Raw genomic sequence first — 13,745 nt, 5'->3', positions numbered from 1 at the left:
GGGGCCGGACGGTCACTGGGCGCCCTTCGGCTTGCGCTGCTCCCAGCCGTCCGCCCACAGGTCGAAGCGGGCCTGCTGCTGCGGGAACTCGGCGGCGGCGTCGACGTCCAGCTCCACGCCGAGCCCCGGGGCGTCGGAGAGGTGGAAGCAGCCGTCCTCCGGGTTCACCTGCGGCGCGCCCTTCACGACCTTCTTGATCTCCGCGTCCGCGAAGTCGTTGAAGTGCTCAAGGATCTTGAAGTTCGGGGAGGTGAAGCCGACCTGGAGCGAGGCGGCGGTCAGCACCGGGCCGCCGACGTTGTGCGGGGCCACCAGCATGTAGTGGGTCTCGGCCGTCGCCGCGAGCTTCCGGGTCTCCCAGATTCCACCGATATGGCCGACGTCCGGCTGGATGATGTCCACGGCCTGGCTCTCGAACAGCTCGCGGAACTCGATCCGGTCGTGGATGCGCTCACCGGTGGCGACCGGCATGTCGACCTTGGCGGCGACCTTCTCCAGGGCCTTGAGGTTCTCCGGCGGGACCGGCTCCTCCAGCCACGCCGGCTTGAACGGCGCGAGCTCCTTGGCCAGGCGCACGGCCGTGGCGGGGGAGAAGCGGCCGTGCATCTCCAGCATCAGCTCGGCCTCGGGACCGATGGCGTCCCGGACCGCCTCGATCAGGGAGACGGCGTACAGGCTGTCCTTGTGGTCCAGCTCGAAGTGGCCGGTGCCGAACGGGTCGATCTTGAGCGCCCGGTAACCGCGCTCCATGACCCCCTGGGCCGCCTTGTGGTACGCCTCCGGGGTGCGTTCCGTGGTGTACCAGCCGTTGGCGTACGCCTTGACCTTGTCGGTGACCTTGCCGCCCAGCAGCTGCCAGACGGGGACGCCGAGGGCCTTGCCCTTGATGTCCCAGCAGGCCATCTCGATCACGGCGATGCCGGACATCACGATCTCGCCCGCGCGGCCGTAGTCGCCGTACTTCATCCGCTTGACGAGGTCCTCGACAGCGAAGGGGTCGGAGCCGAGAATGTGATTGGCCTCGGCCTCCTTCAGGTAACCGAGAAGGGCGTCGGTGTGTCCCAGCATCCGGGTCTCGCCGACTCCGGTGATGCCCTCGTCGGTGTGCACCTGGACGTACGTCAGGTTGCGCCACGGCGTCCCGACCACGTGTGTGCTGATTCCGGTGATGCGCACGGCGGTTGTCCCTCGCAGCTTCGTCGGCTCAGTTCCGTCAGTCATTCAGTTCGACGTGTTCGAGATTTCGGCACACGTTCGAAATGCTGGCGTGACAGTAAAGACGGGGCGGTGCGAGTGTCAATGGGTCGCGCGCATAACGGTTTCGACAGTTTCGAAACCATGGGGGGCGGCGTGTCCCTACAGAACCTTCACAGCTGGATCTAGGAACGTGACCGGCGCGGAACTTAATCTTCCCGCGTCATGGACTATTGCGACCCGTGCCGACGGCACCTCAACGGCGCGCTCGCCTGCCCCGGGTGTGGCACCTCAGCCGATGCGCTGCGCTGGCGTGAGCCGGAGTACGGCGGGTACGAGGCGGTTCCCGAGGGCCCGGAGGGTGTGCACGACGACTCGGACGGGTCGGACGGGCCAGACGACGGGCCGGACGGACCGGACGGTGAACACGAGGATGACGGCGAGCCGTCGGGGCGGGCTGCCCGACGGCGTGGGCGCGGGCACGGGCCGGTCGCCGATGGCCCGGGTGGCGGGACGAGCCGGCGGGACCGCAAGGCCGCGGCGCACCGCCGTCGGCGGCGCCGGACCCTGTTCGTCGCGGCGGGGTTCGTGCTGGCGGCCGGCGGGCTGAGTCTCGCGGAGCTCGGCATGGACTCGACCAAGCCGACACCGAAGCCGGCGGCGGCCGGGGGCGAGTCGGCCGACGGCGACGCGTCGGTGGAAGCGGGCGAGACGGGCGGCCCGGGCGAGGCGGCCCGGGCTGAGGGAGCGTCAGCGACCCCTTCATCCGGGGCATCCGCCTCCCCGTCGCCTTCCAAGTCCCCGAAGGCCGACAAGTCCGAGGACGCGAAGGACGACGAGACACCGAAGGACCCCGACCCGGCCTCGGCGGCCCCGCCCACCAGCCGCCCGACCTCGGCCCCCACGGCCGCCCAGCCGGCCCCGGCCCCGACCCGGACCGCGGCCCCGACGACCGCACCCCCCAGACCCGAACCGTCCCCCTCGGAGACCTGCAACCGCTTCCTGTGGTGGTGCACGTAGCACGTGCGGGTCAGCTGCGGGCAGTCGTGCCGCTTGGGGCGGCACCCGTCACACCGAAGCGGCACCCCGCTCCGCCGGGCTGCGGACCCACGCGGCCTCAGCGATCATGCCGAGCACCCCACAACGCCCCGCCCTCACCCCAACATCCCCCGCAATGCGTCCCGCAGCGCCACCCTCTCCCCCTCGGAGAGCCCGGCCAGCGGCTCCCGGGCGAACCGCAGTGACTCCCGCAGGCTCCGGGCCACCCGCCGCCCCTCACTCGTCGCCGCCGCCACCTTCACCCTCCGGTCCGTGGGATCCGGCCGCCGCTCCACCAGCCCCCGCGCCTCCAGCCGGTCCACGATCCCCGTGACGTTCGACGGCTCGCACTTCAACCGCTGGGCAAGTCTCCGCATCGGCAGCGGCTCGAGGCACAACAGACTCAGCAGCCGCGCCTGCGCCCCGGTCAGCGCATGATCCGCCGCCGCCTCCTCGTAGTCCTGGTGGAACCGCGCCACGACCTCCCCGATGAGCTCCATGACCTCAAGGGTCAGCGGGTCGGGACGGTGGCTGTTCTGGGGGGTGGATGTGGTGGAGGCCATGCAATCGAGGGTACCCGGTTATTTGACAACCTGAAATTTTCAGGCGCATGGTTGTTTCAGGTACTGAAACATTTGCATCGAGCCGAGCCCATCGAGTCAGTGGAAAGGCGCCATCATGACCGACACCCCCACCCTCCCCGCCGTCAGCCGCGAGTGGCACCTGGCCAGCCGTCCCGTCGGCTGGCCGAAGCCCGAGGACTTCGCCTTCGTCGAGGCGGAGCTTCCGCAGCCGGGTGAGGGGCAGGTCCTCGTGCGGAACAAGTACCTCTCCGTGGACCCGTACATGCGCGGCCGGATGAGCGACGCGAAGTCCTACGTCGCCCCGTTCGAGCTCGGCAAGGTCATGCAGGGCGGTGCCGTCGGCGAGGTCGTGGCCTCCAACGCCGAGGGGCTGGCCGTGGGCGACCACGTACTGCACTTCCTCGGGTGGCGCGAGTACGCCGCCGTGGCCGCGAAGAACGCCGTCAAGGTGGACCCGGACGCCGCGCCGCTGTCGACGTACCTCGGTGTGCTGGGCATGACCGGCCTCACCGCCTACGCGGGGCTGCTGCGCACCGCCGCCTTCAAGGAGGGCGACACCGTCTTCGTGTCCGGTGCCGCCGGCGCCGTGGGCGGCCAGGTCGGGCAGATCGCCAAGCTGAAGGGCGCCTCGCGGGTCATCGGGTCCGCCGGGTCGGCCGAGAAGGTGAAGCTGCTCGTCGACGAGTACGGCTTCGACGCCGCGTTCAACTACAAGGACGGCCCCGTGGGCCGGCAGCTGCGGGCCGCGGCTCCCGACGGGATCGACGTCTACTTCGACAATGTCGGTGGCGACCACCTGGAGGCGGCCATCGGGTCCCTCAACGAGGGCGGCCGGATCGCCGTCTGCGGGATGATCTCCGTCTACAACAACACCGAGCCCGCCCCGGGCCCGAGGAACCTCGCCCGCCTGATCCAGACCCGCGGCCGTATCGAGGGCTTCCTGGTCGGGGACCACTACGACCTCCAGCCGGAGTTCGTGCGCGAGGTCGCCCCCTGGGTCGCCTCCGGCGAGCTGAAGTACCGGGAGACCGTCGTCGAGGGCATCGAGAACAACCTCGAGGCGTTCCTGGGCGTGCTGCGCGGTGACAACACCGGGAAGATGATCGTCAAGCTCTGACGCCTTCTGCTGCTTTCCGGCATGCGGTAAGTTTTTTCCGAATCCGCTCGGCCCGGGCGCGAGCCGCGGCGGACGACAGAAGGAACACAACCGCATGCCCATCCAGCAGTCCGACGTCCTGTACACCGCCGTCGCCACCGCCGAGGGCGGGCGCGACGGGCGGGTCGCCACCGATGACGGCAAGCTCGACGTCGTCGTCAACCCGCCGAAGGAGATGGGCGGCAGCGGCGCCGGGACCAACCCGGAGCAGCTGTTCGCCGCCGGCTACAGCGCCTGCTTCCAGGGCGCTCTCGGCGTCGTCGCACGTCAGGAGGGGGCCGACCTCACCGGGTCGACCGTCACCGCGAAGGTCGGCCTCGGGAAGAACGGGGACGGGTTCGGGATCATCGTCGACATTTCCGCCGACATTCCCAAGGTGGACCGGGGGACCGCGCGGTCCCTCGTCGAGAAGGCCCATGACGTCTGTCCCTACTCGAAGGCGACCCGCGGGAACATCACCGTGACGCTGGCCTGACCGCCGTCGTTGCGTACGCGGAGGCCGCACCCTTGGACGTGGGGTGCGGCCTTCGCCCGTGCCGGGCGTCAGCCCGTGCCGGGCGTCAGAGGGCGAGCGCCGCCCTGTGGACCGCCTGCGCCAGGCGGTCGTTCTCCGGGGCCGCGCCGCCCGGGAAGGCGAAGCGGCGGCGCGTGTAGCCGTACGCCAGGCCGCTCCACGGGTCCGCGAAGGCCTGTGAGCCGCTCGCGCCGCTGTGCCCGATCGTCCCGGCACCGAGGAACGGGTGCGCCATGTCGGCCGTGATCTGGAAGCCGAGCCCGAACGACCGGTGGGCGCGTGACACCAGGTCGTAGCCGACCGAGTGGAACTGGCCGAACTCCGCCACCGTGTCCGGCTTCAGCAGCGGCGCCTGCCCGTCCACCTCGCTGATCGCCGCCGCGTACATCCCCGCCAGGCCCCGCGCGGACGCCACCCCGCCCACCGAGGCCGGGCCCTTGGCGCGGATCAGCGGCATGTTGGGGAGCGAGGCGAGGTCGGTCGGCTCCGCGGCGTTGCGGTTGAAGGCGATCGAGGCGAGCGTGTGCGGACCCGTGGGCGTGGCGTCGAGGAAGGCCTGCTGGGCCGGCGTCGGTGCCATCGGCTGGGTGGTGCGGAAACGGGGCTCCTGGGGCGCGGGCAGGCCCAGGTGGAGGTCCAGGGCGTACGGGGCGCGGATCCGCTCCTGGTAGACCTCCTGGAGCGTGCGGCCCGTGGCGCGGCGTACGACCTCCCCGACCAGCGCCCCGCTGACCATCGCGTGATAGCCGAACGCCGTGCCGGGACGCCAGAACGGCCGCTGGTCGGCGAGGCGTTCGGCGAGCTGGCGGTCGTCGGCCAGCTCCGCGAGGGTGAAACCGCTGTCCGTGCCGACCACGCCCGCCCGGTGCGCGAGCAGATCGCGCAGAGTCAGGGAGCCCTTGCCCTCCGCCCCGAACTCCGGCCAGTAGTACGTCACTTTGCGGTCCAGTTCGAGCGTGCCGTCCTGGACGAGGAGGGCGACGACCAGGTAGGCGGCTCCCTTGGTCGAAGAGAACACGCCGTAGAGGGCGTCCGCTTCGGTCCCCGCCCACAGGTCGACCACCTTGCGGCCGTGAACGTAGGCGCACAGCTGGCCCTCGTAGTCCGGGCGCTCCCCGGCCACGAACGCGGCGAACTCCGCGCGCACCCCCTCGAAGCCGTCGGCTACGGTGCCGTGGATCTCCTGCGTCATCCGCTCTCCTCAACTGAACCGCTGTGTGCCACTGTGAACAATGCCCTCGCCACCTGCGGGAATTCCCCCTTGGGGTGGTCCCGGAACAGTGGTTCGGTGCCGAACAGGACCGTCCGGGCGCCGCTGACCACCGAGGCCTGTCCCGCTGCCGCCGCGGGGCCGCCGGTGCCGTCCCGGAGCGGGCGCCAGTGCCCGGAGACGAGCGGATTCCCGGTCGCGTACGACTGCTCCACCCGTACGCCGGGGCCGAGGCCGGTGAACCACAGCGGGGCGTAGACGAAGGCGTGCGCGGGAGCGTCGTGCGTGACGCGGCCGGTGTTCTCCGTTCGTACGACGCCGTTCGCGTCCGTGTTGCCCTCGACCGGCTCGACGGCCAGCCGGTCCGCCGCCGCGTTCAGGGCCGCTCCCCTCGCTCCCCGGCCGACCAGTCCGTGGTCGTCGAGGAAGGTGTCCAGGGCGCTGCGGGCGGGTGCGGTCAGGGCGGCGTGGTCCAGGCCGGCGGACACGAACAGCACGTCCGTGCCGGACCAGTCGAAACCGGAGTTCAGGACGGCCGTCGAGACCGGCGTGACGTCGAAGTTCATCTCCCGCAGGGCGAACAGCTCACCGGGCGTGACGGCGGCGGCGACCCGGAGGCGGTGCAGGGGCGTGCCGCCGGTGAGCCGCGTCGCCGTGAAGGAGACGTCGTGCGCGCGGGCGGCCGCGACCGCCTCGCGGCGGGCCGACGCCGGGACGATCACGCTGCCGTCCGGTGCCTGGCGTACCCGAACACCTTGCTGGAGGAGGGAGTTGAGTGCCGCGATCTCGCGCGGGTCGGTCAGACGCAGGCGGAGGTCGCCATGAGCGGGCACACGGGCGACCGGTGTGGCCTCGGTGACCGGGTGCAGGGGCGCGCCCCGAAGGCTGCCCGACGGCACCTGCTCCACCGTGGCACCCCACAGGCGGCCCAGGCTCCAGCCCGAGATGTCGTACATCACCGACACATCGCCGCTGATGTCCCGGCCGTCGGCCAGCAGCGCGTTCGCCATGCCGCGCTTGGGCTGGTGCATGTCGACGACGTACGAGCCCCTGGGGTACGTCCGCCCGGCGAGCCGGAAGGGGCGTGCGGCCCGGGTGACGCGGACGTCGTTGGCGAGGAGGTGGTCGACGAGGCGGGCCGCCGCCGGGGCCGAGCGCTGGGTGCGGGAGCCGCCGGGCGGGATGACGTAGGCGCGCGGGAAGTCCGTCGTGTAGACGTCCTCCGGGCCGATGCCGGGGACGCCGGGGACCGTCTCCGGTGACACCGGTACCTGCGGGGCGCCGGCCGCGCCGCGGCGGAAGACCTCGATCTGGTCGGCGATGAGCGAGGTGCGGTGCTCCCGGACGTGGTCCAGGGTCGCGCGGATCGCCGCGCCCGCCACGGCCGTGTTGACCGCCGAGCGGCGGCGCAGCTCCGCGACGGGGAGTTCGTCGTACTCCTCGTTGTTCACCGCGAGCGGGATCTCCACCGTGTGCGCGGCGACCGTGCCGTGGAAGGCCGCGTACTGCGGGGTGAAGATCGGCGGCCAGTCGTCCCAGCCCTCCTCCTGGTCGCGGAACGGGATCTGGGCCGGTTCGACGCCGTCCTTCGCCGGTGTGTGGCCGAGGGCGTTGACGGCGGACTCCATGCCGAGGGCGTTGGCGTAGCTGTTCTTCAGGAACAGGTCGTACTCGTAGTTCTCACCGTGCGGGGGAGTGGTGGGCTCGATGAGGGTGCCGTTGACGTAGCCGTGCAGGTCGAGCAGGACGGCCGGCTGCTTGTCCAGCTCGGTCTGCCGCATCGCGCGGGTCTCGGGCTGCGAGGCGGTGACGAAGTCGCGGTTCAGGTCGAAGCCGCCCGCGTTGGCGCGGGTGCCGGCGATACGGCCGTCCGGGTTGGCCGTGATGTTGAAGTACAGGCGGCTGCGCGCGAGCAGGGCGCGGGTCCTGGCGTCCTTGGCCGTCGCGAGCCGCTCGACGATCTTCAGGGAGGCGTCCGTGCCCTCCCACTCGTTGCCGTGGATGTTGCTGTTGACGAAGACCGGGGTCTTGTAGGCGCGCTTGATCTCAGGGGACTTGGCGGCCGCCGCGGGCGCGTTCTCGATCAGCTCGCGCATGCGCTCCTGGGCGCGGGCCTGGCGGGTGGTCTCCGGGGCGGTGACGGTGACGAGGTAGAGGCGGTGGCCGCCGGCCGAGCGGCCGGTCACCTCCACGCTCACCCGGTCGCCCAGGCGTTGCAGGGCGTTCAGCTTCGGGGCGATCGCGTGATACGGAGTCAGGCCCAGCTTCAGGGACTTGTCGCCGGGGTTCTCCGGGTCGGGGGAGAGGACCTGGCGGCGGGGGTAGCCACGGGTGGCCGTGCCGGTGGAGGTCTCTTCGGGAGCGGCCAGTGCGCGCCGGGCGGCGCTCGCGGGAGCCTGTGCCGCGTGGTCGTCCACGGCGGCGCCCTCGCGCGTGACGGGCTTCGGGTCCGCGCCGGCGGTGTCGGGACCCAGCAGAAGCGAACCCGCCGTGGCGAGCGTGAGGGTGGCGATCAGTACAGGTCTCGCAGGAACGGTTCTCGTGGTGCGCACGCGTACCTCCAACGGGGGTTCCTGAGATCGGTACGGCGAGGTGTACCGGTTCGACTCAACGGCAACAAGGCCGCCTTGGTGTCACCGGTGACCCGGATGGCCCTTCCCGGCGACCTGTGACATCGGTGTGACCGGAGCGCGTCAAGGGCGCGACACCAGCACCGATAGGGTTTTCCCATGCGCGAACTCGGGGTTGGTTTCCGGTACCTGCTGAAGGGCCAGCGATGGGTGGCCCGGCACGGCAGGCAGTACGGCTTCGGGCTGCTCCCGGGCCTGATCACCCTCGTGCTGTACGCGGCGGCTCTCGTCGCGCTGGCGCTGTGGGGCGAGGACGCCGTCACCTGGGCGACTCCGTTCGCCGACGACTGGTCGAGTCCGTGGCTCGGGCTCTTCCGCGGCTTCCTGACCGCCGTGCTGTTCGCCCTCGCCCTGCTCCTCTCCGTCGTGACGTTCACCGCGGTGACGCTGCTGGTCGGACAGCCCTTCTACGAGAACCTCTCCGAGAAGGTCGACCGGGACGTGTCCCCGGACGGCCACGCCCCCGAGTCGGGCCTGCCCCTCTGGCGCGAGCTGTGGATCTCCGCCCGGGACAGCCTCCGGATCGTCCTGCGGGCCGCCCTGTGGGGCGTGCTGCTGTTCGCGTGCGGGTTCATCCCCGTCGTCGGCCAGACGGCCGTACCGGTGATCGGGTTCTTCGTCACCGGGTTCTTCCTCACCGAGGAACTGACCGCCGTCGCCCTCCAGCGCCGCAGCGTCGAACTGCGCACCCGCCTCGGCCTGCTCCGCTCCCGCAAGACCCTGGTCTGGGGTTTCGGCACGCCGCTGGCCGTGGCCTTCCTGGTTCCGTTCGTCGCCGTGTTCCTGATGCCGGGCGCGGTCGCCGGCGCCACCCTCATGGCGCGGGAACTGCTGGGCGAGGAGATCCAGGAGGACGGTGCGGGGGGCGACGAGGCCGTCACGACTCTTCCGCAGCCACCCTCAGGATCGTCCTCGCCTGCGTGATGATGTCCAGCCGGTTCCGCACGAACTCCGGGTCGGTCACCTCGGTGGTGTTCTCGGCGCCGAACTGGAGCACGGGCGTGTGCACATGCCCGCCCGGCAGCACGTCGTGCAGCCCTAGCCGGTCCCGCAGCAGCGTCGCCCGGTAGGCGATCTCGTTGGAGAGGTAGTCACCGCCGCCGCCCGCGCGAGCGGTCGAGCCGGGAGTCGGACCATCCGGGCGTACGACGGGCTCGGTGCCGCCCGCCGGGATCTCGGTGACACCGGTGTTGTCGTACACCGGGAAACGGCCGGTGTCCGCGGCGACGATCGCCCGGTACGGCAGCGTGGTCGTCGTCCACTGCGGCTGCGAGGCCGGCTCGGTGACGGGGACCGTCTCCGTGCGGCCGATGTTGTCGTTGTCCGCGAAGCCGCCCCGCCAGGCCCCGTTGGTCCGCTCCACGTCGAACCGCCCGACCCGGCCCTGGCTCACGGTCGTGAACAGGTCGACCTCCGGCAGGTACGGCCGCAGGGTGCGCTCCACCGTCCCCTCCGTGAAGTCCCGCCAGCGCACCGGGAACACGGCCGTCTCGATCCGGGCCGGGCCGTCCGCCGTCTCGATCACCGTGCCGTCGAGGGCGAGCGCCGTGGCGCCGGACGGGTTGGAGATGCGGATGTCCCGGTCCAGGGTGAACGGGTCGAAGCCGGTGACCAGGATCCGCTTCAGTCCCTTGCCGTGTGGGTAGCGCAGGGCTGTCTGCCCGCGCGAGGTGCGCTCCAGTTCGTCCAGCAGAGCGGCCCGCTGCCCGTCCGTCAGACCGAACTCCGGCTCCCAGGCGCGCACTTCACGCGTCATGCCGAGCCGCGCCCAGTACAGCGGCCGGTCGTCGTCCCGGCTCAGGTCCCCGCCCGCCGGACCACGCCCCTGCGCCCGGTCGACGGCCCGCCGCCACAACTGCGCACCCTCGTGCGCGACGACCCGGCGTGCCCGCGCGTAGGAGCGGGCCTCGTCGAGCGCCCGGGCCAGCCGCGGAGCCACACTGTCGAATCCGGAACGGCGCAGGATCTCCCGGGGGACGGCTCTGTCGAGCCGCTGCTCCTCGACGGTGGGGGAGGGGGCCGCCTCGGCGGCGCTCGCGGCCGTCGGGACGGTGAAGCCGGTCAGCAGGGCGAGACCGAGGAGGCCAAGGCGAACACGTATGAGGTTCAAAGGGGTTGGGCCTTCCGTCGCGGTGGGGGGCGATGTCACGTGCCGGACCGCGGCAGTATCGCGTGACGGAAGTGATCCGCGCCATGGGGCGGGGCCCGCGTGGTGGTCAGCCGGTGTTCTCGCCCAGCAGCGTCAGGAAGTCCCGGAAGGCCGAGGCCATGTCCACCGACTCCGGGTCCAGCAGCCACTGGTACTGGAGGCCGTCCAGCACCGCCACGAGGAGGGGCGCGGCCCGCTCGGGGGTGAGGCCGCTCGGCAGGCGGTCGCCGTACTCGGCGCGCAGCACCTCGGCCAGGGCGGCGCGGACCCCGGTGTAGCGCTCCGTGAAGTACGCGCGCGCCGGATGGCCCTCCGTGACGCTCTCGCCGAGCAGTGCCGAGAAGGTCTGGATGATGGCGGGCCGCATCGCGTTGTACTCGACGAGCGAGGCCAGCAGGTCCAGCCGCAGCCGGCCGGCGGGCATCGCGTCCCAGCGGTCCCGGTCCCGGAGCACCGCGACCAGCAGCGCCTCCTTGGTCGGGAAGTGGTGCAGCAGCCCCTGCTGGGTGAGCCCGACCCGCTCGGCGACCGCGGCAAGGCTCGCTCCCCGGTAACCGCGCTCGGCGATCACCTCCAGAGCGGCCCGCACGATCCCAGCGCGCCGTTCCTCGCTTCTGGTCCTGGCCGTCATGGCGTCACCGTACGACATGACGAACGGCAAATTGTTGCGAGAAGATAACGAAACCTACCGCATTACAGGTAACACGGGCACGATGTCGGCATCCAGCGACTCTCGACGCGGAGGTGGCGACGTGACGGACACAGCAGAGGCACGACGTGAGGCGGCGGTCGAGGCGGCCCTCGGCAAGCTCGACCTGGACGCGAAGACACGGCTGCTGGCCGGCCGGGACATGTGGAGCCTGCCCGCCGTGCCGGAGGCCGGACTGGCCTCACTGGTCATGTCCGACGGCCCGATCGGCGTCCGCGGGGTGCACTGGAGCGCCGACGACCCGTCCGTCGCCCTGCCCTCACCGACCGCCCTCGCCGCCACCTGGGACCCGGGGCTCGCCCACCGGGCCGGCGTGCTGCTGGCCCAGGAGGCCCGCCGCAAGGGCGTCCACGTCCTGCTCGCCCCCACGGTCAACCTGCACCGCTCCCCGCTCGGCGGCCGCCACTTCGAGGCCTACAGCGAGGACCCGTACCTCACGGGGCGGATCGGCACCGAGTACGTCCGGGGCGTCCAGTCCGGCGGCGTCGGCACCACCGTCAAGCACTTCGTCGCCAACGACGCCGAGACCGAGCGCCTCACCGTGAACAACCTCGTCGGCGAACGCGCCCTGCGCGAGCTCTACCTGGCCCCCTTCGAGACGATCGTGGAGAACGCCCACCCCTGGGGCATCATGACCGCCTACAACACGGTCAACGGCACGACGATGACCGAGCACCACTACCTGGTCAACGAGGTCCTGCGCGGCGAGTGGGGCTTCGACGGCATCAACGTCTCCGACTGGACCGCCGCCCGCTCCACCACCGGCGCCCTCGCCGGCGGCCTCGACATCGCCATGCCCGGGCCTGGGACCGTCTACGGCGAGGCCCTCGCGCAGGCCGTACGGGACGGCGAGGCCGACGAGGCCCAGGTCGACGAGGCGGTCCGCCGGGTCCTGCGCCTGGCCGCCCGGGTCGGCATCCTGGAGGGCGCCGAACCGGCCGTCACCGACCTGCCCGAGCCCGTCCACGGCGAGGCGCTCGCCCGCGAGATCGCCCGCCGCTCCTTCGTCCTCGTCCGCAACGAGAACGGCGCGCTGCCGCTGACGCCCGGCAGGATCGCGCTGATCGGCGCCGCCGCCCGCGACGCCCGCGTCCTCGGCGGCGGCTCCGCCACCGTCTTCCCCGCCCGGACCGTCTCCCCGCTCGACGGCCTCACCGCCGCCCTCCCCGACGGCAGCGTCACCTACGCGCTCGGCGCCGACCCGAACACCGAACTCCCCGTCGCCGGCCAGGGCTTCGACCTGCGCGCCGTCTGCCGCGACGGCGAGGGCACCGTCATCGGCACCCGCTCGGCCGCCGACGGCCACATCCAGTGGATGGGCGACGACCTCCCGGACGGCGTCACCCACGACACCCTGGCGACCGTCGAGCTGACGGGCACCTTCACCCCGCGCGAGACCGGCACGCACACCTTCGGCTTCAAGGGCCTCGGCCCCTTCAGGCTGACCGTCGCGGGCACCACGTACTTCGACGACGTCCAGCGCCCCGCCGAGGACGGCGACCCCTTCGCGGCGTTCTTCGGCGCCCCGGTGCCCCACGCCCGGGTCGAACTGACCACGGGCGAACCGGTCGAGGTCTCCCTGACCTACACCGTCCCGCCGGCCAGCGACCACCCCATGCGGACCATCGGCTTCACCCTCGCCCACCAGGACCCGCAGCGCGACCCCGACGAGCTGATCGCCGAGGCCGCCGCGGCCGCCCGGGCCGCCGAGACGGCCGTCGTCGTGGTCGCCACCACCGACCGCGTCGAGTCGGAGGGCTTCGACCGCACGGACCTGCGCCTCCCCGGCCGCCAGGACGACCTGGTCCGCGCCGTCGCCGCCGCCAACCCCGACACCGTCGTGGTCGTGAACGCCGGCTCCCCGGTGGAGATGCCGTGGCGCGACGACGTCGCCGCCGTGCTCCTCACCTGGTTCCCCGGCCAGGAGGGCGGCGCGGCCCTCGCGGACGTGCTCACCGGCGCCCACGAGCCCGGCGGCCGCCTGCCCACCACCTGGGGCTCCCTCACCGACGCCCCGGTCACCCAGGTCGTCCCGGTGGGCGGCGAACTCCCCTACGACGAGGACGTCTTCATCGGCTACCGCGCCTGGGAGAAGCAGGGCCGCACCCCCGCCTACCCCTTCGGCCACGGCCTCGGCTACACCGACTGGACCTACGAGTCGGTCGAGGTCGAGGGCGCCGCCGACGCGACCACCGCCAAGGTCCGCCTCCGCAACACCGGCGACCGCCCCGGCCACGAGGTCGTCCAGGTGTACCTCGCCCCGAGCGAGCCCGACCCCACCCGCCCGGCCCGCTGGCTGGCCGGCTTCGCGGGCGTGGACGCCGGACCCGGCCAGAGCGTCGAGGCGACCGTCGAACTGCCGCGCCGGGCCTTCGAGGTCTGGGACGAGACGACCATGTCGTGGTCGTTTGTGAAGGGTTCGTACGAGATCCAGGTGGGGCGCTCGATCACGGACCGCAGGATCACCGCCACGATTAACGTCTGATCCGGGACGAGTTCCCCACCGAGCAGCCCCGGTCCGGGACCTGACCCCTGGACCGGGGCTCGTCGTCCGCGACGGA

At 72.0% G+C, this 13,745-nt stretch carries 11 protein-coding genes; 5 read left to right on the top strand and 6 right to left on the bottom strand.

All coding sequences use genetic code 11. The features are described from left to right. Positions 1-12 precede the first annotated feature (12 nt). Complete coding sequence (locus ABFX81_RS12755; RefSeq protein ID WP_086842933.1) at positions 13-1,176, bottom strand: enolase C-terminal domain-like protein; 1,164 nt, start codon at positions 1,174-1,176, stop codon at positions 13-15. Between the two features lie 243 nt (positions 1,177-1,419). Between ABFX81_RS12755 and ABFX81_RS12750 the strand changes: the two genes are divergently transcribed. Further along, entirely contained in the window at positions 1,420-2,214 is a 795-nt protein-coding gene (locus tag ABFX81_RS12750) for an SCO2400 family protein (protein ID WP_346138069.1), read from the top strand. A gap of 134 nt (positions 2,215-2,348) precedes the next feature. On the opposite strand, the gene ABFX81_RS12745 is transcribed toward ABFX81_RS12750, so the two are convergent. Beyond that, on the bottom strand, positions 2,349-2,795 hold the full coding sequence (locus ABFX81_RS12745; protein WP_346138068.1) for a MarR family winged helix-turn-helix transcriptional regulator: 447 nt from the start codon (positions 2,793-2,795) through the stop codon (positions 2,349-2,351). 115 nt (positions 2,796-2,910) lie between these two features. Between ABFX81_RS12745 and ABFX81_RS12740 the strand changes: the two genes are divergently transcribed. Beyond that, the gene (locus tag ABFX81_RS12740; RefSeq protein WP_086854095.1) at positions 2,911-3,933 is read left to right on the top strand and encodes a zinc-binding dehydrogenase; all 1,023 of its coding nucleotides are present in this window, start codon (positions 2,911-2,913) and stop codon (positions 3,931-3,933) included. Positions 3,934-4,027: 94 nt separating this feature from the next. Continuing rightward, positions 4,028-4,447 (top strand): Ohr family peroxiredoxin, encoded by a 420-nt coding sequence (locus ABFX81_RS12735; protein WP_086854094.1) that lies wholly within the window; start codon positions 4,028-4,030, stop codon positions 4,445-4,447. 85 nt (positions 4,448-4,532) lie between these two features. Here ABFX81_RS12735 and ABFX81_RS12730 read toward each other — a convergent pair whose 3' ends face one another. After that, positions 4,533-5,678 carry a serine hydrolase gene (locus ABFX81_RS12730; protein ID WP_086854093.1) on the bottom strand — a complete coding sequence of 382 codons (1,146 nt, stop codon included), beginning with the start codon at positions 5,676-5,678 and terminating at the stop codon, positions 4,533-4,535. Further along, positions 5,675-8,248 carry a M14 family zinc carboxypeptidase gene (locus ABFX81_RS12725; protein ID WP_086854097.1) on the bottom strand — a complete coding sequence of 858 codons (2,574 nt, stop codon included), beginning with the start codon at positions 8,246-8,248 and terminating at the stop codon, positions 5,675-5,677. Before ABFX81_RS12725 ends, ABFX81_RS12730 begins: the two co-directional genes overlap by 4 nt. 177 nt (positions 8,249-8,425) lie before the next feature. Here ABFX81_RS12725 and ABFX81_RS12720 point away from each other — a divergent pair, with 177 nt between their 5' ends. After that, positions 8,426-9,250 (top strand): EI24 domain-containing protein, encoded by an 825-nt coding sequence (locus ABFX81_RS12720; RefSeq protein WP_086854092.1) that lies wholly within the window; start codon positions 8,426-8,428, stop codon positions 9,248-9,250. Here ABFX81_RS12720 and ABFX81_RS12715 read toward each other — a convergent pair. Next, positions 9,204-10,436, bottom strand: a complete 1,233-nt coding sequence (locus tag ABFX81_RS12715; protein WP_086854091.1) for a pyroglutamyl-peptidase I family protein — start codon at positions 10,434-10,436, stop codon at positions 9,204-9,206. The two genes, ABFX81_RS12720 and ABFX81_RS12715, sit on opposite strands and share 47 nt — an antisense overlap. Positions 10,437-10,542: 106 nt before the next feature. Beyond that, positions 10,543-11,124: a TetR family transcriptional regulator gene (locus tag ABFX81_RS12710; RefSeq protein ID WP_086854090.1), complete on the bottom strand. Its 582-nt coding sequence runs from the start codon at positions 11,122-11,124 to the stop codon at positions 10,543-10,545. A 64-nt stretch (positions 11,125-11,188) separates the two neighbouring features. Between ABFX81_RS12710 and ABFX81_RS12705 the strand changes: the two genes are divergently transcribed. Beyond that, positions 11,189-13,669: a beta-glucosidase H gene (locus tag ABFX81_RS12705; protein ID WP_346138066.1), complete on the top strand. Its 2,481-nt coding sequence runs from the start codon at positions 11,189-11,191 to the stop codon at positions 13,667-13,669. The last annotated feature ends 76 nt before the right edge of the window (positions 13,670-13,745 follow it).

It is taken from the genome of Streptomyces coeruleofuscus, from assembly GCF_039532725.1.
Classification (GTDB): domain Bacteria; phylum Actinomycetota; class Actinomycetes; order Streptomycetales; family Streptomycetaceae; genus Streptomyces; species Streptomyces coeruleofuscus.
This window is presented reverse-complemented; position numbering and strand designations above follow the sequence as displayed.

Coding starts and splice junctions, on each gene's coding strand:
- ABFX81_RS12750 (WP_346138069.1), top strand. CDS start 1,420: ATGGACTATTGCGACCCGTGCCGACGGCACCTCAACGGCGCGCTCGCC.
- ABFX81_RS12745 (WP_346138068.1), bottom strand. CDS start 2,795: ATGGCCTCCACCACATCCACCCCCCAGAACAGCCACCGTCCCGACCCG.
- ABFX81_RS12740 (WP_086854095.1), top strand. CDS start 2,911: ATGACCGACACCCCCACCCTCCCCGCCGTCAGCCGCGAGTGGCACCTG.
- ABFX81_RS12735 (WP_086854094.1), top strand. CDS start 4,028: ATGCCCATCCAGCAGTCCGACGTCCTGTACACCGCCGTCGCCACCGCC.
- ABFX81_RS12730 (WP_086854093.1), bottom strand. CDS start 5,678: ATGACGCAGGAGATCCACGGCACCGTAGCCGACGGCTTCGAGGGGGTG.
- ABFX81_RS12720 (WP_086854092.1), top strand. CDS start 8,426: ATGCGCGAACTCGGGGTTGGTTTCCGGTACCTGCTGAAGGGCCAGCGA.
- ABFX81_RS12710 (WP_086854090.1), bottom strand. CDS start 11,124: ATGTCGTACGGTGACGCCATGACGGCCAGGACCAGAAGCGAGGAACGG.
- ABFX81_RS12705 (WP_346138066.1), top strand. CDS start 11,189: ATGTCGGCATCCAGCGACTCTCGACGCGGAGGTGGCGACGTGACGGAC.